Genomic DNA, 17,846 nt, shown 5'->3' on the forward strand with positions numbered 1-17,846 from the left:
CGATGCCGCCGCGCGTGGCCCGCAGGAATGCCGATTGCCCGAGACCGGCCATGAAACCCCATAGCCATTTTGTAGACCACGATGCGGCCCGCGCGGCCGTTGCGCTGGCGCTGCCGTCCATCGAGAAACTGCTGCAATGCCCCGGCGTCAGCGCCTGCCATGTGCTGCATCTGGTGGTGCTCGACCCCGGCCGCCCCCATGGCAGCTGCCCGTTTGACGAAGCGGTGCTCTACGAGCATTCGGTGGGTCCGCGCGCGCACTGGGATGCCGACTACGCCCAGTTTGCCCGCGACAAGGCGCGGCTGTGCTGGCGCCACCGCATGGGGGGCCGCCAGCTGATCCTGATGGAGCCCCACCGTTTGGCCCATGACGACTCCCTGCTCTGGGGCGGCGTCTGGCTGGACGGCCTGGTGGTCGCGGCCAGTGGCGCCCTGTCCAGCTGGGACGAGGCCTGCTCGCTGATGGTGGCGGCCCACTTGCGTGCGATTGCGCTGGACCGCTCCACGGGTATGGAAATTGCCGGGGTGCTGGCAGTGAAGTCTTGAACCGGTACAGCGATCCAACAGCAAGGAGCGAGTGATGGATGACGACAAGCGTTTGAACATTGCAATGATCAGCGAGCATGCCTCGCCCCTTGCGTTGACCGGCAGCACCGATGCCGGGGGCCAGAATGTCTATGTGGACAGCGTCGCCCGCTGCCTGGGGGAGATGGGCCACCAGGTGGATGTGCTGACGCGCCGCGACGACCCCGATCTGCCGGCCGAGGTTGAGATGGCGCCTGGCGTGCGGGTGCTGCATATCGATGCAGGCCCTGCACACCACATTCCCAAGGAAAAATTGCTGCAGTGGATGCCTGATTTTGCGCAGCAAGCGCGCAGCTTGCTGGAGCCCCGCCGCCGTTATGACGCGATCCATGCGAACTTTTTCATGTCCGGTTGGGTGGGCATGGCCCTGCGCAGTGCGCTGCGTGCGCCGTTGGTGACGACCTTCCATGCGCTGGGGCTGGTCCGGCGCGAACACCAGGGCGCGGCCGACGGGTTTCCGAATGAGCGCGAGACCATCGAGCGGGCGCTGGTCCATGGCTCGGACCGGCTGATTGCCGAATGCCCGCAGGACCGCAGCGACCTGATCCGGCTCTATGGCGCAATGCCGTCGCATATCGACACGGTGGCCTGCGGGGTCGACACCCAGCTGTTCCGTCCCGGCTCGCGCAGCGAGGCGAGGGCGCGGCTCGGACTGGTGCAGGATGAATTCATCGTGCTGCAGCTGGGGCGCATGGTGCCACGCAAGGGCATTGACAACGTGATCCGCGCACTGGCGCTGTTGCCGCGCACAGTGCCCGCCCGGCTGGTGGTGGTCGGTGGCGAGCAGCGCATTCCGGACCCCGAGACCTGCCCTGAGCTGGACCGGTTGATGGGCCTGTCGCATTCGCTGGGTATCAGCGAACGGGTGAGCTTTGCCGGCCGCCGCGATCGTGAGGAGCTGCGTGACTGGTACCTGGCGGCCGATGTATTCGTCACCACGCCCTGGTACGAGCCGTTCGGCATCACGCCGCTGGAGGCGATGGCATGCGGCACCCCGGTGATCGGCAGCAAGGTGGGCGGCATTGCCTATACCGTCTGTGACGGGGTGACGGGCTACCTCGTCGAGCCCAAGCAACCGCAGGCGCTGGCGCAGGCCCTGCAGAAGCTCCATGCGCAGCCGCGCCTGGCCCGGGCGATGGGGCTGGCCGGGATGCAGCGCGTGCACAAGCATTTCACCTGGGGCCAGATTGCGCGCGACCTCGCTGCTGTGTTCCAGCGCCTGTCGTCCGCCGGCGGGCGCCTGGGGGCTGCAGCCCCGGCATCGCCGGGCCCCTGGAACGCGCTGTCTGCGCCGCCCTGGCAAACTTCCGCGCTGGGGCAGGGGGGCTATGCGGGGTGGCAGCGATGACCGGCCGCAAGCCCGCGATTTTTGTCGACAAGGACGGCACCCTGGTCGAAAACGTGCCCTACAACGTCAACCCCGAGCTGCTGCAGTTCCGCCCGGGGGCATTGCAGGCCATGGCCGACTTGGCGCAGCAGGGTTATGAGCTGGTGGTGGTGACCAACCAGAGCGGCGTGGCCCGCGGCTATTTCTCGGAAGCAGAGCTGCTCGTGCTGCGCGATGCGCTGGCCCGGCGTCTGCGCGAGGAGGCCGGTGTGCAGCTGCGTGGTTTCCAGTTCTGCCCCCACCAGGCCAGCCCGGATGGGGCGCCGGTCTGTGTGTGCCGCAAACCTCTGCCCGGCATGATCGAGGAGGCCGGTGATCTCTACGACATCGACCTGGCGCGTTCCTGGATGATCGGAGATACCTTGGACGATGTCGAAGCGGGCAGGGGCGCCGGTTGCCGCACCATCCTTTACGACTCCGGCGGGGAGACCGTCTGGAAGCCAGGACCCGGGCGCGCGCCTTCGGCGCGCTGCACGGCGTGGGAAGAGGTCGTCCGCATCATTCTGGAGCCCGCATGACCTCGGCCTCTGGCGCACTGGCGCCACGCCGGGTGGCGGTGTTCCGGGCGCTGATGCTGGGGGACATGCTGGTGGCGACCCCTGCATTGCGCGCTGTCCGCGCGGCCTGGCCGCAGGCGGAAATCACCCTGGTGGGGCTGCCCTGGGCCGAGGCGCTGGCCGACCGGCTGGACAGCATCGATCGTTTTGAGCCCTTTGCCGGTTGGCCCGGTCTGCCCGAAGTGGCTGAGCCCACGCTGCAGCAGCGCGAGCGGTTCCTGCAGCGCATGCGCGCGCGCCATTTTGACCTGGTGCTGCAACTGCACGGCTCGGGCGGCATCGTCAATGCGATGCTGGCCCAGTGGCAGGCCGGCCGCTTGGCCGGATTCTGCGAAGAGGGGGCCTGCCCGGGCGGGCGGGATGCGCCGGATGCCCCGGATGCAGCCCTTTTTTTGCGCTGGCCGGCCCAGGGCCATGAGCTGCAGCGCCTGCTGGCGCTGACTCGGCACCTGGGCCTGCCCGCCACCAGCAGCGACCTGGATTTCCCGCTGCACGCGGCAGACTACCAGCGCGCCCATGCGCTGGTGCCGCGCAACCGCCGCTACGTGATCGTGCATGTGGGCTCGCAACTGCCGTCGCGCCGCTGGCCGGCCGGCTATTTTGCCGAGGTGGCCGACCGCCTGGCCGAGGCGGGCTGGCCGGTGGTACTGACCGGTACTGCGGCCGAGCGCGAGCTGGTTGCCTCGGTGGTCTCGCTGATGCGTGCGCCTTGCACCAACCTCTGCGGCCAGACCGATCTGTGGACCCTGGGCGCGTTGATCGACAGCGCCGCGCTGCTGGTCTGCAATGACACCGGCGTCTCCCATATCGCCGCTGCACTGCAGACGCCCAGCGTCGTGGCGGCCTGCGGCAGTGACACCGGCCGCTGGGCGCCGCTGGACCGTTCGCGCCATCGGGTGCTGGCCCATGCGCTCGAGTGCCGGCCCTGTGCGCACCGGGTCTGTCCCATCGGCCATCCCTGTGCCTGGGGGCTGTCGGCCGATACGGTGGCGCGGGCCGCCCTGGAGCTGCTCACCACCGGCCGATGGCACACCGGCCCCTCGTCAGGCGCACCGCAAGTGCCCGCCTGGCCTTACAAGGAACATCATGAGCATGCAACTCTCCGCTGAGCGGACCGTGCCCGTACTGCTGCAGCCGCGCAGAAAACTGCGGGTGCTGACCTGGCACGTCCACGGCAACTATCTCTACAACCTGACGCAGGTGCCGCACGCGTTCTGGCTCGTCACCGATACGGCGCGCAGCACCCACCACAGTGGCCGCAGTGGCAGCTTGCCCTGGGGGCCGGATGTCCATGAAGCGCCGCTGGCGCAGATCCAGTCGATGGAGTTCGACCTGGTGCTGTACCAGTCCAGGCAGGCCTGGGAGACGGACCGCCATCTGCTGAGCGCCGCCCAGCAGCGCCTGCCCCGCATCGTGCTGGAGCATGACCCGCCGCAGGACAGCCCTACCAACACGCTGCACTGGTGCCAGGATCCGCAGGCCTTGCTGGTCCATGTGACCCATTTCAATGCGCTGATGTGGGACAACGGCGTCACGCCTTTCCGGGTGGTGGAGCACGGCGTCCAGCCGCTGGCCGAGCATGTCTGGAGCGGCGAGCTGGCCCAGGGGCTGGTGGTGGTCAACAACATCGGGCGGCGCGGCAGGCGGTTGGGGCTGGATGTATGGCAGCAGGCCGCAGCGCAGGTGCCCTTGTGTCTGGTGGGCATGGGCAGCAAGGAAGTGGGAGGCGCTGGCGAGGTGGCGCAGCAGGCCTTGCCCGAGCTCATGGCGCGCCACCGCTTCTTCTTCCATCCCGTGCGCTACACCAGCCTGGGCTTGGCCGTCATCGAGGCGATGATGATGGGCTTGCCGGTCGTCGGGCTGGCGACCACCGAGCTGGCCACAGTCATCACCAGTGGCAAGAACGGCTTTATCGACAACCGGATGGACCGCCTGGTCGAGACCATGCAGCTCCTGCTGCTTGACCGTGGCCTGGCGGCGGAGTGGGGCAGCCAGGGCCGCCGGCTGGCGCGCGAGCGCTTTGCGATCGAACGCTTTGCCAGCGACTGGAGCCGGGTGTTGGAGGAAGTGACCGCACGACCAGGGGGCGGTTACCCGGGCCACGCGGACAGGCCATCCGCCCTGTGCAGCGCGCTCACTGGGGACTGGTGTAGCCCTTGAGGCGGTTGTACAGGGTCTTGAGACTGATGCCCAGCACGGCGGCCGTGCGCTCCTTCTGGTAGAGGCATTCCTTCAGCGTCGCCTCGATCAGCTGGCGCTCCGCGGTCGCCATCGAGATACCTACCGGAAGCTGCAAGGTGGCCTCGGCTGCCGGCGGCTGCAGCGTGTCGGGGTCCCCGGCGGCGGTTGCCGCCAGCGGGCGGATCTGTGCCGGCTCCTGGACGTCCATCACCGCCAGCGGCGCGCCGGTTCCGGTCTTGGGCAACCATTCCTCGTCAATGACGCCGCCCTCGGCCATGACATATGCCCGCTGGATGGCATTGCGCAACTCGCGCACATTGCCCGGCCAGCGGTAGCTGGTGATCTGCGCGATGGCGGCTGCGCCGAGCTTCTTGGGCTCGCCTTCCTGGGCCGATATGGCACGCAGAAAATGCTCGGCAAGCAGGGGCACATCGCTGAGCCGCTCGCGCAACGGCGGCATCTGCAGCGGAAACACATTGAGGCGGTAGAGCAGGTCCTCGCGCAGCCGGCCTTCCTTGACCGCTTCGAAAGGGCAGCGGTTGGAGGCGGCAATGATACGGACATCGGCCTGCAGGCTCTGGGCCGAGCCGACGCGATGGAAAGTGCTGGTCTCCAGCACCCGCAGCAGCTTGACCTGCAGGTCCAGCGGCATTTCGGTCACTTCGTCCAAAAACAGGGTGCCGCCGGCGGCGCGCTCGAAAAAGCCCTGGTGTTGCCGGTCGGCGCCGGTGAAACTGCCTTTTTCGTGGCCGAAGAATTCACTCTCCATCAGGTTCGGAGAAATCGCGCCGCAATTGACGGCGACAAACGGCTTGGCGCTACGGGCACTCCTGTCATGCAGGGTCTGCGCCGCCATCTCCTTGCCGGTCCCACTCTCGCCGGTGATGAAGACCGTGATGGACGTGGGAGCCACGCGGGCAATCTGCGCATAGATGCGCTGCATCACAGGCGCCCGGCCCCACAGCCGCCCAAACTGGCCCTGCGCGGTCATCGTGGGCGCCAGTGCCGCATCGCGCGCTTCGGCGCTCAGCGGGCGGGACGCGGGTGACAACGCGGTCAGCTGCGCCAGAATTTTTTTCAACCGGGGAAACTGCACCGGCTTGACCAGGTAATCGGTAGCGCCATGGCGCAGGGCCGCGATCGAGGTATCCAGGCTGGCATGACCGGTCACCAGCACCACCAACGCATCGCCGACGACGTCGGCGTCCTTGAGCAGGTCCATACCACTGCCGTCAGGCAGCTGGATATCCAGCAATACCAGCGCCGGTTGCTGCAGCGCCATCTGGCGCCGCGCGTCGCGCAAGCTGTGCGCCACGGCGACCGAAAAATCATCGTCGGCGATCAAGGCCCGCATACTGGCTGCCGAGTCGGTATCGTCATCGACGATCAATACATGCTTCATAACCCTCGTTCCTCCACGACCCCCACAGACAATCAACACTGTCATGATGGCACCGAAGGCGGCGACAGACTGTGTGAAAAAGTGTCAATTTAGGTGAAGATGCTATTTGCCTGGTAGGAGAAATCTGGAGAATCCTGTCCCGCAACTGACGCTGGCTACAGGAGGCGCTATCGCATGGTGTGCTGGCAGGCGAAGACCCTGGGGCAGGCGGCTGTGATGGCGCTAGGTATTTTTATTCGTAAAATCTATAACGATTGTTTATAGCTACATAGGCAGCCGACCGATAGTGTGGCTGCTGTCGGGTCGGCACGGCGCCATTGCGCGTCGTGAATGCCATGCCATCCCACTGCCAGGTTCCCACGGCATGTGCTGCGCGGGCGTTAGGGGTGGCGTCAGTGCGCCGGCAACCGCGCCTTGCGGGCAGTTTGGGCCCGCGCCTGCAGCAGCTCCGCTTCTGTCACTACGGCGGTACCGAACTTGGCCACGGCCAAGCCGGCAGCGGCATTGGCGCCCCGCACGGCATCGTGCAACGGCTCGCCTGCCGCCAGGCAGGCCGCCAGCGCGGCCAGCACCGTGTCGCCCGCGCCGCTGACATCGAACACCTCATGCGCTGCCGACGCGATGTGCACCGCAGGCTGGCCAGCGCTGAACAGTGACATGCCCCGGCTCCCCCGGGTAACGAGCAGATGCTCCAGGCGCAGCCGCGCCCGCAGCGCTTCCATCAGAGAGGCGAACTCGGTGTCATCGCTCCAGCTGCCGGTGACGGCAGCCGCTTCCTTTTCGTTGGGTTTGAGCAACCAGGCACCGGCATACTGGTCAAAGCAGCTGCCCTTGGGGTCCACCAGCACCTGGCAGCCCTGTTGCCGGGCCTGTTGCAGCAGCTGGTCGCACTGGGCCAGCACGCCTTTGTGGTAATCGCTCAGCACCACCCAGGGGTGTTGCGGCAGCAGCTCGGCCACCAGCGCGCACAGCGCCTGCAGCGCGTCTGGCGGAATGGGCTGCTCGATGTCGACGCGCAGCAGCTGGTGGTGGCTGCAGACGGCCCGGATCTTCTGGGTCGTCGTCGCCTGCGGGCTGCGTACGGCCTTCAGGGTCACCCCGGCGGCCTCAATGAGGCCGCTCAACTGGTCACCCGCTGCATCGCCACCCAGCCAGGTGACCAGGGTGGAGACACTGCCGAGCGACGCCAGATTGGCAGCCACATTCGCCGCGCCCCCTGCGCGTTGCCACTCATGGTGCATCGACAGGACCGGCACCGGCGCCTCTGGGGAGATGCGGTCTACCTGGCCGTCCCAGTAGCGGTCAAGCATGCCATCGCCCACGACGAGAACGGGCTGCGCCGCGCGGGAAGGCAGGAAGCCGGATGGATAGCCATCAAGAGGGAGATAAGTCATCATGTGCTCCTGCAAAAATGCCTGTCAAAGCGGAACATCCGGTTCGATGGGGGGCGTGCGCCAGCGCAGGGCGCAGGCCGGCCGGGCCCGCCGGCCAGCCTGCCCGGCGCTTACACACGCGGTGGATCGCTCTCGCGTTCGAAATGGCGATGCTGGGTGATCGCGCTGACGAAGTCCTCGAAATCGGAGGCCGTCGCACCCATCACCACCCCAGGGTCCTGCTCGCCGCTGGGCAGCGACGTCGGAATCTTGGCCATCTGCATCAGCGCCGAGGCATCGGGCATCACCAGGATGGGCTTGCAATGGCGGTACTGGTTCAGGATGTACTCGGCGGTATAGCCATTGGCGGCCAGCGCCTGCACCCCTGCATCCCCATTGGCCAGCGCCAGCGCGTCGAACAGAAAGCTCGGCTCGTTTTCCAGCGATGCATCGGCATCGATCGCGACGCCGTCAGCGGTTGCCACCGGGCCGATGCGGGGCGCGACAAAGCGGGGCACCGCGCCCTGCGCAAACAGCGCCTGGTGCAATGCGACGGCACTCTCTCCATCGGAGCCGTCCGCCACCAGGATGGCGACCTTGCGGCCTTGGATATGCATCTCGCCGGGGCGCGAGACCAGCGACAGCGCGGGCGACTGCAACACCTCGGGCGTGGCAGGTTGCACCAGCGCCAGCGGCATGGCCTCGGGCAGCGCCGCAATGCCCAACCCCTGGGCGACCTGCATGGCCAGCGCGTCGGAGACATTGCGCAGCGACGAGACCATGCGCTCGCGGATGGCGGGCACCGTCACCTTGCTCAGCTCGAAACGGAAGGCGGCAGCAATATGGGCCTGCTCGACCGGGCTTTGGCTATCGAAGAACAGCTTGGCCTGTGTGTAGTGGTCGGCAAACTTCTCCGGTTTGGCGCGCACCTTGCCTTGGGCCTCCTGCGCCTGCATGCGCGCTGGCACCGAGACAAAGCCCTGCGCGGCGCCCGCCTGGAACGGGCAGCCACCGGCCAGCGAATTGGGCTCATAGGCGACCTTGCCCCGCGCAATGGCCTGCCGGTGCATGCCATCGCGCTGGTTGTTGTGCACCTGCACGACCGGTGCATTGATCGGGATTTCATGGAAATTGGGGCCGCCCAGCCGAGATATCTGGGTGTCCACATAGGAGTGGATGCGGCCGGCCAACAGCGGGTCGTTGGAGAAGTCGATGCCCGGGATCACATGGGCGGCGCAGAACGCGACCTGTTCGGTCTCGGCAAAGAAGTTGTCCGGGTTGCGGTTGAGCACCATGCGCCCGACGGGGCGCACAGGCACCAGCTCTTCCGGGATGATCTTGGTGGCATCCAGGATGTCGAAGCTGAAGCCATCGGCTTCTTCCTCGGTGAAGACCTGCACGCCCAGTTCGTACTCGGGGTAGGCGCCGGCCTCGATGCGCTCCCACAGATCGCGGCGGTGGTAGTCGGGATCGGCGCCGGAGATCTTCAGTGCTTCGTCCCACACCAGAGAATGCGTGCCGGCCATCGGCGTCCAGTGGAATTTGACAAACACCGATTGCCCTTCGGCATTGACCAGACGGAAGGTGTGCACCCCGAAGCCCTGCATCGTCGCATAGCTGCGCGGTATCGCCCGGTCCGACATCAGCCACATCAGCATGTGGGTGGACTCGGGCATCAGCGACACAAAGTCCCAGAACGTGTCGTGCGCACTGGCGGCCTGGGGCATCTGGTGGTGGGGCTCGGGCTTGACGGCATGGACCAGGTCGGGAAACTTCATCGCATCCTGGATGAAGAACACCGGCATGTTGTTGCCGACCAGGTCCCAGTTGCCTTCGTTGGTATAGAACTTGACGGCAAAGCCTCGCACATCGCGGGCCGTGTCCTTGGAGCCGCGTTCACCCTGCACCGTTGAAAAGCGCACGAAGACCGGGGTGACCTTGCCGGCCTTCTGAAAAGGCGCCGCGCGCGTCAGGTCGGTCAGCGGCTCGTAGCATTCGAAATAGCCATGGGCCCCAGAGCCTCGTGCATGGACGATGCGCTCAGGAATGCGCTCATGGTCGAAGTGCGTGATCTTCTCGCGCAGGATGAAGTCTTCCAGCAGCGCAGGCCCTCGCTCGCCATATTTGAGCGAGTTCTGGTTGTCAGCAACCGGCACCCCCTGGTTGGTGGTCAGGACCTGGCCCTCGGAGTCCACGCGCACCCGGTCGAGGGTGCCGATGGTCGCGTTCGTGCCAGCGGGCGCGATGCTGCCGGTCTTGGCCGAGGTTTCCAGCTCCGACAGCGTGCTGGCGGTGGGCAGCCGGGATGGCGCATCGGCATGCGCGCCGGGCGCCGGGTTGAGGCCGCTGTCGAAGCCGTGCTCGCCCGCCTTGTTGGGGTTGTAGGGGCGGGCTGCGGCCAGTTCCTCGGTTTGCGCTGCTTTGAGCGACAGCAGATCGGCCGCCCCGCTGGCAGCCGGCCCGCTGTCCGTATTGCGCGCAGGTGCGGCTTGGGTGCTGGGGCTGGACACGGAATCAGTGGTTTTGGGCATGGAACACCTTTTCATGGGGGAGGGAAGAGCAGGCCCGCGAGCGGGTCACAGAGCGCGACGGCGCCTTCGGCCTGGTAGGCATCTGCCTGTACCGCATGCCGCAAGAGGCTTGCGGCAACGGACGGCTCCCCACACAGGGCAAATGCCGTGCCTGCGGGCCTGCGGCGGCAGAAACGAAGGCAGAACCCGTCCCCGCGCGGCCAGGCACGCCAATTGCCGGTGGCATGTCGGCGGACCTATGCCCTGCCGGGGCATATGCCCTGCATCACCCAGGAGAGCCCTATGACCCCTTCTTATGACCGTGCACCCTTCCTCGCTGCCGTGCTGGGACTGGCAGCGGCGCTGCTGCCACCGCTGGGGTATGCCCAAGCGGCTGCGGCCCCCGACGCGGATGCGTCGCATGGCGCGATCATCGACCGGACGCCCGAGCGCCGGGTGCCGGGGCGTACTGACGTTCCGGCACCCCGCAGCACCGATCCGGAACCCGATGGCAGCCGCCAGACGCTTCCCGATGGCGACAGGCGGCATGACACGCGCCCGGACCACGACGCATCGGGGCGCCTGGCTGTGCCGCAGCCAGACCGCGATGGCATACCGGATGCGTCCACGGCACCTGCTGCTCCTGCGGCCAACGGTGCCCCCGGCGCACCGCCTGACCGACCCGCTCCCGGACGGACCCCTGTGCCTGCCCCCGTCCGCTGAAACCCGGCCCCCAAGAACCTCGACACCGAAGGAAACTCCCTATGAAAGCCTTGACCTACCACGCTGCCAAGGATGTGCGCTACGAAACGATGCCCGACCCCGTTCTTCGCGACGATGAGGACATCATCATCCAGGTCACCGCCACGGCGATCTGCGGCTCGGACCTGCATATCTACCGGGGCAAGATTCCGGACATGGAGTCCGGGGACATTCTGGGCCACGAATTCATGGGCGTGGTGCAGGAGGTCGGGCCCGCAGTGCGCCATGTCCAGAGAGGCGACCGCGTGGTGGTGCCGTTTGTCATCGCCTGTGGCGAGTGCTTTTTCTGTGACAAGGCCTTGTTTGCCGCCTGCGAAGAGACCAACCCCGGGCGGGGGGCGATTCTCAACAAGAAAAAACTCCGGCCGGGCGCGGGCATGTTCGGCTACAGCCACCTCTACGGCGGCTATTCCGGCGGCCAGGCGGAATATGCGCGGGTGCCCAAGGCCAATACCGGGCCCATCGTGATGCCGGCGGCCCTCAGCGATGAGCAGGTGCTGTTTCTGTCCGATATTTTGCCGACCGGTTACCAGGCGGCGCTGAACGCGCGCGTGAGCCCGGGCTCATCGCTGGCCATTTTTGGCGCCGGGCCGGTGGGCTTGATGGCGGCGCTGTGTGCCCGTTTTCTCGGTGCGGAGCGGATCTTCATGGTCGACGACAACGATGAGCGCCTCGATTTCGCGCGGCAGACCTATGGAGTCACTCCGATCAATTTCGACAAGATCGACGACCCGGCCGACTTCATCCTCGAACTGACCAAGGGCCGGGGGGTGGACGCGACGATCGACGCCGTGGGCTTTGAGGCCAAGGGCAGCGCGGTCGAGACCTTGCTGACGAACCTGAGGATCGAAGGCTCCAGCGGCAAGGCGCTGCGCCAGTGCATTGCCGCCACGCGCCGGGGCGGCGTGGTCAGCGTTCCCGGGGTCTATGCCGGGTTCATCCACGGCTTCCTGTTCGGCGATGCGTTTGAAAAGGGGCTGTGTTTCGAGATGGGCCAGACCCATGTGCAAAAGTACCTGCCGGAGCTGCTGGGCCATATCCTCAGCGGCGCGATGCACCCCGAGGTGATCATTTCCCACCGCATGGCCTTGGCCGATATCGTCAAGGGCTATGAGATTTTCGACAAGCAGCAGGACCATTGCCGCAAGGTGATATTGACGCCCTGATGCGGGCAGGCACTGCCGGGGCATGGTGGTTTCATGCGCAAGCCTGCAATTGTTTCTGCAAATCTTTCTCTCCGCTGCGGGAGTAAAGCCCGGCACAACGGCGTTTCCCTCGACGTGTTCCCATGGCATGGATCCTGCATTAATCGGTGTGCCGAAGCTCTTTTCGGTAATTCCTCCAGGAGAGAATCATGACCCAGCAACATCGCAATGATACGAACCAGAAGCAGGACAACAACGCCAAGTCCGAGCAGCAACGCGGCGGCGCGCAGCAGCAGAACCAGGACAGCAGCCAGCGCAAGCAAGACCAGCAAGGCAACAAGAGCGAAGGCAGCAAGAACGACGCCAACAAAGGCAGTCAGCAGCGCTAAGCGGCCTGCGGCTTGGTAGCCATTACCAAGCCGCTTTTTGATGACCTCATCGCTTCCAGGTTCTATCCCATGCCCGATGCTTTCACGCCCGATGATGTTTTTCTTGACCAGGTTATCTCCGGCTTGGATATGTCCCAAGATAACCAGGTGCTGTGCACAGTCCAATATGCGGACAAGGACAAAGATGATTATCTCTCCGATATATGGCTGCTTCCCACCGAACCGGGGGCAGCACCGCGGAAGTTGACGGCTGAGCCGTCCAAGAATACGGCGGCGCGCTGGTCTCCGGACGGCCGGCAGATCGCGTTTCTGTCGGACCGGCGTGATGGCACCGCGCAGCTGTACCTGATGCCGGGTGAGGGCGGTGAGGCCCGGCAGATCACCAACCTGGCCCGTGGCGCCAACGATATCCGCTGGCGCCCCGATGGCCAAGCACTGCTGGCGCTGGGCAATGTCACCGTGGACCCCGACGCGGGCCGCGAAGGTGCGCGCCAACGCGACGGCGCCCACCGGGCAGCCCCGGATCTGAATGCGCCGCAGCGCTGCTGGCGGCTGCCGTACAAGATGGATGGCAGGGACTACACGCTGCATACCCGCAACCACCTGTTTTTGGTGGCGGTGCCCGGCGGCCAGACCACGCAGCTGACCGCAGGTGACTACGATGTGCGCGCGGCCGCCTGGAGCCCGGACGGCAACAGCATCTGCATTGCCAGGACGCGTGAGGCAGACAACGAATACCACTGCACCGATATCTGGTTGCTGCACTTGCAGGACGGCCAGGTCGCGCAGTCCGAGCGCCTCAGTGTGGCGCAAAGTAACAGCGCCTCGCCGAGCTGGTCACCCGATGGCCGCTGGATTGCCTTCATGGGGGCCGAGCAGGCCGGCGATGCCCAGAACCGGCTGTGGCTGATCGATCTGCACAGCAAGAAGGTCAGCGGCCTCGGGTCCGCATCGCTGGAGGTGCTGGCCGGCGATCTGTGCTGGTCCAAGGATTCGCGGTCACTGGGCTTTGCGCAGGTCAAGAACGGTCTGCAGTGCGCCGCCTCGATAGCCATACCTGCGGGCGAGGTCCGGATATTGCGGGGCGGAGATTTCCATGTCGGCGCGCTGGTTCAGGCCGATGGCCTGGCGTACACGCGGGAAGACCTGGTGCATCCGCAGGAAGTCTATTTCCAAGGGCCTGGCGATGCGCAGGAACGCGCTATCAGCCATTTCAACGACTGGCGGAATGACCGGCACGCGCTGGTGGCTGAATACCGCCGTTTTCAGGTGCCCGATGGCAATGGAGGCAAGGAGCCTGTGGATGCCTGGATATTGCGTCCGGACAAGGCATCGGGGTGTTTTGCTCCGTCCACCAGGCCCTTGCTGCTCGATTTTCACGGCGGCCCTGCCAGCTATGTGGACCTGACATTTGCATCGCACGCTTACTGGCAGATGCTGGCATCCCAGGGCTGGACGGTGGTGTCGGCGAACGCGGTGGGATCGAGCAGCTACGGCAGAGCGTTTTGTGGCCGCCTGCGCGGCAAATGGGGCGAGCTGGACCTGCCCCAGCACCTGGATATTGTCCGTCAGCTCCAAGCGGACGATCTGGTGGACGCGCATGTGGCAGTGACCGGCAACTCCTATGGCGGATTCATGGCGGCCTACAGCATCGCGCATGAGAGCAGCTTGAAAGCCGCCGTTGTCAGTGCGCCTGTCGCGAATATCGAATCCCATTTCGGCACGTCGGACAGCGGGTACTACTCGGATACCTATTCGATGGACGTGCCGCAGGAAGATTTCCGCCGCACGGTCTACCGCCTGTCGCCGACCTTTTCGATCGAACATGCGACGGCACCGACCTTGTTCATTCAGGGGCTGGAAGACCAGCGTTGCCCGCGTTCGCAGACCGAAGAGCTGTATGTGAAGCTGGCCTACCTGGGTCAGGCCAGAACCGAGATGGTGCTGTATCCGGGAGGCAGCCATTCGTTCGCGGTGTCCGGCAAGCCATCGCACCGGGTCGATCTGCTCGAGCGCATGCGGGCCTGGATGGCCGATTCGCTGCCAAAGGCATGACCGGGATGCGCTTTTTCAATCGAGGGCTGAGCGGCGGTGACCTTGTGTCCACAGCCGCCAACAGCCCAGCAACCAGGAGACTGAGATGAATGCAGACAAATCGCCCAGCCGGGCCCGGCGGGTATTGCCGGGGCTGGCGTTAGCCCTGGCCAGCATGCTGGCGCTGAGCGCCTGTGACCGCGACAAGGCAGACTCCGCGTTTCCCGTCCCGAAGGTGCCGCCACCGCCTGCAGAGCCTGGCGGACCGGGCGCGACCTACCCGGGTGCCGGCAGCCCGGAAAGTGGCAGCAATGCCGCGCGGGTGGATGCCCAGGGCCATGGCGCCACGATCACCGGCAAGGACCCGGACCTGGGCGTGACGCCGAAAGCGCCCGATTCCGGCGCTGGAGGCGCCAGCGGTGGCGCGGGAGCGGGTGCGGCCGGCTCAGGTACGGCCGGCCCAGGTCCGGCCAGCGCGCCGCCTGCAAGCAGCGCTGCGCCGAGCGACAACGCAGCCTCCGGTGGGGCTGCGCCCGGGGGCAGCGGTGCAGTGCCCGACGGCTCCGCCCACAGTGCGCCTGCCGGTGGTGGCGACCACTGAGCCCGCACAGGCCATTCCATCCCAGGCAACCGACGTTCCCCTTTCCGTGTATTTCAAAGGAGCAGCCATGACAACCATCACCCGTCTTTCAGCGATTCTCTGCGGTCTGGCATGGGCGGCCTCGGCGCAAGCCGACGTCAGCAAGCAGGACGAGGCCTTCCTGCAGCAGGCCGCTGCCGGGGGGCTGTACGAGGTCCAGGCAGGCCATCTGGCGCAGCAAAAGGGCACCAGCTCGGCGGTCCAGTCGTTCGGCTCGACGCTGGTCAAGGACCACACGGCGGCCAACGCGGAACTCAAGGCACTCGCCAGCAGCAAGGGCGTGCGTTTACCGACAACGCTGCCGAATGACAAAACCCAGCGCCTGGCCAATGTGGCGCAAGCGAAAAACTTCGACCAGACCTTTATCGATGAGGTGGGGTTGAACGACCATGCGCACGACATCGGGCTTTTCGAGAAGGCCAGCAGGTCCGCAGATGATGCCCAGGTGCGGGCCTTTGCCGCCAAGACCTTGCCGGCCCTCCAGGCCCACCGCGCACATGCGCTGGGCATGAAAAAGAACCAGGGTCAATAGGCAGTGCCGCCCCAGGCCGTAGCAATTGCCCAGCGTACGGCATTGCAGCAGCGCAGGTCTGCTGCCCGCTTTGCCGGACGGGCTGACACGGGGCTCACATGCCGGTACCAAACGATGCCATCAGCTTTTGCATTGGCAACGTGCTGAGCATGTCGGTGAGCAGCTTGATATTGACGGGCTTGACCAGGTGGGCGTCAAAGCCTGCTTCCTCGGACTGGCGCCTGTCTTCTTGCTGGCCCAGACCGGTCAACGCGATGATGGTGATGGCCCGGCCCCAGGGCAGCTGGCGCATGCGGCGGCAGACTTCCAGGCCATTCATGTCGGGCATGCCAATGTCCAGCAGCACCACTTCAGGCTGCAGGACCTGGCCCTGGCTCAGCGCCTGGGCACCACTGCAGGCGGTTTGCACATGGTGGCCCTCCATTTTGAGTATCGTGGCCAGCGACATCGCTGCGTCGGCATTGTCGTCGGCAATCAGCACGCGGCGCGGGATGCTGTCGCGTGGAGCGAGTGGCAGCGGCAGCGGCGGGGTTTCCAGCTCAGCCTGCGGCAAAGCGACGCAGAAGCGGCTTCCCCTGCCCAGGCCTTCACTGTGCGCCTGGACGCTTCCTCCGTGCATCTCCACCAGCCGCTTGACGAGCATCAGGCCTATGCCCAGCCCACCCTGTGAACGCTCCAGGCTGCGGTCCACCTGGCTGAACATTTCAAAGATATGGTCGAGTTGGTCCTGGGGGATGCCCGAGCCGTTGTCCTGGACGGTGATCAGAACGCGAGGACCACTGCTCTCCACCTGCAACTGGATGAGCCCGCCCGGGGCCGTGTATTTGGCCGCGTTGGTCAGCAAATTGCCCAGGATCTGCGTCAACCGGGCAGAGTCGCCATTGACCGCCACGGGTTGCGAAGGCAGTGTCAACTGCAGTTGGTGGCCCCGTGCGTCCAGCGCGGGGCGGCACATTTCAACGGCTTGCCGAACGGCGGCTTCCACCGCGACGTTCTCCATGCGCAGCTCCAGCTTGCCGCGGTTGATGCGGTTGACATCGAGCAGGTCGTCCACCAGGCGCACCAGCTGCAGCAGCTGGCGCTCCATGACTTCATTGGCCTCCATCACCTGCTGCCAGTTGCCGCGCGAGCGCCTCTGCACCTCCAGCATGTTGCGCATCGGTGCCAGCGGGTTGCGCAGCTCATGGGCGAGCATCGCCAAGAATTCGTCCTTGTGCTGGCGCTCCTGTGCCAACTCCGATTCGCTTTGGTGCCGCTCAATGAGTTCGGCTGCCTGGCGCGCCAGCAGATCGATGTAGCGCAGCGCATCGGGGGAGGGCCCCCCGGGCTGGCGGTAATGGTTGTTGAGCATGCCCAGCAGCCGCCCATCGCGGCTCAGCAAAGGGGTGCACTGGATAGCCCGGATGTCATCTTCCACGACGATCTCCAGCCCGACGGTGCCGCGCAGTGCTTCGAGTTCCAGAACATCGGGAACGACCAGGCGCTGTATGTGCCGCGCTGCCTCACCGCAACTGGCATCCCAGCCATCTTCAAGAAAGTGTGCGACGAGGCGCTCGCCCAAGCCCTGGTGCACGACGATACGCAGGCTGCGTTTGGCAGGATCCCAGATCTGGATATTGCCCTTATCGGTGCCCGAGATATCGGCCGCCGCCGCCAGAATCTTTTTCAGCAGCAGCTCGAACTGGCCCGGCCCGACCAGCTCGGCACTCAACTCCTGCAGGCGGGCCAGCGAATCGAGCTCCTTGCGCAGATGCGCTGCAGCGCGTTCGCGTTCGACGACGATGCCGGTCGCCAACGCACCGAATTCGGCCACGCGGCGCTCCCAGGCATTGGGCTCACGTGCCTCGCCCAGACACAGAAAGAAAGAGCCGACAGGCTTGGAGCCATGGCCTTGGGCCGGGTGGGAGTGGCACGCGCGAATTCCGTTTTCCAGGCACAGCCGCCGCCAAGCGGAGGACCATTGCGATGAATTCTCAACGTCGGCGCAGGTGACCGGCTCGCCGGCGTAGATCGCGGTGCCACAGGTGCCGATCAGGGCTTCGCCGATCGGCAGACCCCGGACCGACTCTGAAAAAGATGGCGGAAAATGCGAGGAATAGCCACCGGCCATCTCGCTGCGGTCATGGTTGGCCAGCAGCACGCAGGCCCGTGTGCCCGGAGCCAGGCGCCCCACGGACTCGGTCAGCGCATCCAGGCACGTGGCCATTGGTGCGCCTGAGGCGATCATCAGCAGCGCCTGCCTTTGCTCCATGTCGAGCTGCGCCATCTGCTGGGCCAGTTGAAATGATGAATCCACGGGGTTCTCCAAATAGGTACGGTGGGGCCGTACGAGGGAATCGCTACAAAGGCA

General features: G+C 65.8%; 15 protein-coding genes. 11 read left to right on the top strand and 4 right to left on the bottom strand.

The window, feature by feature from the left end; all coding sequences use genetic code 11:
* Positions 1-50 precede the first annotated feature (50 nt).
* From ACCQ08_RS09115 to ACCQ08_RS09135, 5 genes are read left to right on the top strand one after another with little or no spacing between them, the layout of a single operon-like run.
* On the top strand, positions 51-545 hold the full coding sequence (locus tag ACCQ08_RS09115; RefSeq protein ID WP_239812480.1) for a hypothetical protein: 495 nt from the start codon (positions 51-53) through the stop codon (positions 543-545).
* Positions 546-579: 34 nt separating this feature from the next.
* The gene (locus tag ACCQ08_RS09120; RefSeq protein WP_373449580.1) at positions 580-1,932 is read left to right on the top strand and encodes a glycosyltransferase family 4 protein; all 1,353 of its coding nucleotides are present in this window, start codon (positions 580-582) and stop codon (positions 1,930-1,932) included.
* A complete protein-coding gene (locus ACCQ08_RS09125) occupies positions 1,929-2,489 on the top strand; it encodes a D-glycero-alpha-D-manno-heptose-1,7-bisphosphate 7-phosphatase (protein WP_373449581.1) in 561 nt (186 codons plus the stop codon). The genes ACCQ08_RS09120 and ACCQ08_RS09125 overlap by 4 nt, the downstream gene beginning before the upstream one ends.
* A complete protein-coding gene (locus ACCQ08_RS09130) occupies positions 2,486-3,637 on the top strand; it encodes a glycosyltransferase family 9 protein (RefSeq protein ID WP_373449582.1) in 1,152 nt (383 codons plus the stop codon). The genes ACCQ08_RS09125 and ACCQ08_RS09130 overlap by 4 nt, the downstream gene beginning before the upstream one ends.
* Positions 3,615-4,688 carry a glycosyltransferase family 4 protein gene (locus ACCQ08_RS09135; RefSeq protein WP_373449583.1) on the top strand — a complete coding sequence of 358 codons (1,074 nt, stop codon included), beginning with the start codon at positions 3,615-3,617 and terminating at the stop codon, positions 4,686-4,688. The genes ACCQ08_RS09130 and ACCQ08_RS09135 overlap by 23 nt, the downstream gene beginning before the upstream one ends.
* Here the strand turns inward: ACCQ08_RS09135 and ACCQ08_RS09140 are convergent.
* The 3 genes from ACCQ08_RS09140 to ACCQ08_RS09150 form a co-directional block, all read right to left on the bottom strand.
* Complete coding sequence (locus ACCQ08_RS09140) at positions 4,663-6,111, bottom strand: sigma-54-dependent transcriptional regulator (RefSeq protein WP_373449584.1); 1,449 nt, start codon at positions 6,109-6,111, stop codon at positions 4,663-4,665. The genes ACCQ08_RS09135 and ACCQ08_RS09140 overlap by 26 nt on opposite strands.
* 392 nt (positions 6,112-6,503) lie before the next feature.
* Positions 6,504-7,505 (bottom strand): bifunctional heptose 7-phosphate kinase/heptose 1-phosphate adenyltransferase, encoded by a 1,002-nt coding sequence (locus tag ACCQ08_RS09145; RefSeq protein WP_239812474.1) that lies wholly within the window; start codon positions 7,503-7,505, stop codon positions 6,504-6,506.
* A 110-nt stretch (positions 7,506-7,615) separates the two neighbouring features.
* The gene (locus tag ACCQ08_RS09150; RefSeq protein ID WP_373449585.1) at positions 7,616-10,015 is read right to left on the bottom strand and encodes a catalase; all 2,400 of its coding nucleotides are present in this window, start codon (positions 10,013-10,015) and stop codon (positions 7,616-7,618) included.
* 282 nt (positions 10,016-10,297) lie between these two features.
* Here ACCQ08_RS09150 and ACCQ08_RS09155 point away from each other — a divergent pair, with 282 nt between their 5' ends.
* The 6 genes from ACCQ08_RS09155 to ACCQ08_RS09180 all read left to right on the top strand — a co-directional run bounded on the left by ACCQ08_RS09155 (position 10,298) and on the right by ACCQ08_RS09180 (position 15,496).
* Positions 10,298-10,717 (top strand): hypothetical protein, encoded by a 420-nt coding sequence (locus tag ACCQ08_RS09155; protein ID WP_312835519.1) that lies wholly within the window; start codon positions 10,298-10,300, stop codon positions 10,715-10,717.
* Between the two features lie 41 nt (positions 10,718-10,758).
* Positions 10,759-11,922 carry a zinc-dependent alcohol dehydrogenase gene (locus ACCQ08_RS09160; RefSeq protein WP_373449586.1) on the top strand — a complete coding sequence of 388 codons (1,164 nt, stop codon included), beginning with the start codon at positions 10,759-10,761 and terminating at the stop codon, positions 11,920-11,922.
* A gap of 188 nt (positions 11,923-12,110) precedes the next feature.
* Positions 12,111-12,290, top strand: coding sequence for a hypothetical protein (locus ACCQ08_RS09165; RefSeq protein WP_312462305.1), 180 nt, complete (start codon positions 12,111-12,113; stop codon positions 12,288-12,290).
* Positions 12,291-12,533: 243 nt separating this feature from the next.
* Positions 12,534-14,345: a prolyl oligopeptidase family serine peptidase gene (locus ACCQ08_RS09170; protein ID WP_373449587.1), complete on the top strand. Its 1,812-nt coding sequence runs from the start codon at positions 12,534-12,536 to the stop codon at positions 14,343-14,345.
* Between the two features lie 85 nt (positions 14,346-14,430).
* Positions 14,431-14,925 (top strand): hypothetical protein, encoded by a 495-nt coding sequence (locus ACCQ08_RS09175; RefSeq protein WP_373449588.1) that lies wholly within the window; start codon positions 14,431-14,433, stop codon positions 14,923-14,925.
* Positions 14,926-14,992: 67 nt separating this feature from the next.
* Positions 14,993-15,496 (top strand): DUF4142 domain-containing protein, encoded by a 504-nt coding sequence (locus tag ACCQ08_RS09180; protein ID WP_373449589.1) that lies wholly within the window; start codon positions 14,993-14,995, stop codon positions 15,494-15,496.
* Between the two features lie 94 nt (positions 15,497-15,590).
* Here ACCQ08_RS09180 and ACCQ08_RS09185 read toward each other — a convergent pair whose 3' ends face one another.
* Positions 15,591-17,792: an ATP-binding protein gene (locus ACCQ08_RS09185; protein ID WP_373449590.1), complete on the bottom strand. Its 2,202-nt coding sequence runs from the start codon at positions 17,790-17,792 to the stop codon at positions 15,591-15,593.
* Positions 17,793-17,846 lie beyond the last annotated feature (54 nt).

Origin of the sequence: Comamonas sp. SY3, assembly GCF_041730275.1 — a bacterium.
Taxonomy (GTDB): domain Bacteria; phylum Pseudomonadota; class Gammaproteobacteria; order Burkholderiales; family Burkholderiaceae_C; genus Comamonas; species Comamonas sediminis.

What these genes read in the sequence shown, in the direction of transcription:
- ACCQ08_RS09115 (WP_239812480.1), top strand. Translation starts at nt 51, where the DNA reads ATGAAACCCCATAGCCATTTTGTAGACCACGATGCGGCCCGCGCGGCC.
- ACCQ08_RS09120 (WP_373449580.1), top strand. Translation starts at nt 580, where the DNA reads ATGGATGACGACAAGCGTTTGAACATTGCAATGATCAGCGAGCATGCC.
- ACCQ08_RS09125 (WP_373449581.1), top strand. Translation starts at nt 1,929, where the DNA reads ATGACCGGCCGCAAGCCCGCGATTTTTGTCGACAAGGACGGCACCCTG.
- ACCQ08_RS09130 (WP_373449582.1), top strand. Translation starts at nt 2,486, where the DNA reads ATGACCTCGGCCTCTGGCGCACTGGCGCCACGCCGGGTGGCGGTGTTC.
- ACCQ08_RS09135 (WP_373449583.1), top strand. Translation starts at nt 3,615, where the DNA reads ATGAGCATGCAACTCTCCGCTGAGCGGACCGTGCCCGTACTGCTGCAG.
- ACCQ08_RS09140 (WP_373449584.1), bottom strand. Translation starts at nt 6,111, where the DNA reads ATGAAGCATGTATTGATCGTCGATGACGATACCGACTCGGCAGCCAGT.
- ACCQ08_RS09145 (WP_239812474.1), bottom strand. Translation starts at nt 7,505, where the DNA reads ATGACTTATCTCCCTCTTGATGGCTATCCATCCGGCTTCCTGCCTTCC.
- ACCQ08_RS09150 (WP_373449585.1), bottom strand. Translation starts at nt 10,015, where the DNA reads ATGCCCAAAACCACTGATTCCGTGTCCAGCCCCAGCACCCAAGCCGCA.
- ACCQ08_RS09155 (WP_312835519.1), top strand. Translation starts at nt 10,298, where the DNA reads ATGACCCCTTCTTATGACCGTGCACCCTTCCTCGCTGCCGTGCTGGGA.
- ACCQ08_RS09160 (WP_373449586.1), top strand. Translation starts at nt 10,759, where the DNA reads ATGAAAGCCTTGACCTACCACGCTGCCAAGGATGTGCGCTACGAAACG.
- ACCQ08_RS09165 (WP_312462305.1), top strand. Translation starts at nt 12,111, where the DNA reads ATGACCCAGCAACATCGCAATGATACGAACCAGAAGCAGGACAACAAC.
- ACCQ08_RS09175 (WP_373449588.1), top strand. Translation starts at nt 14,431, where the DNA reads ATGAATGCAGACAAATCGCCCAGCCGGGCCCGGCGGGTATTGCCGGGG.
- ACCQ08_RS09180 (WP_373449589.1), top strand. Translation starts at nt 14,993, where the DNA reads ATGACAACCATCACCCGTCTTTCAGCGATTCTCTGCGGTCTGGCATGG.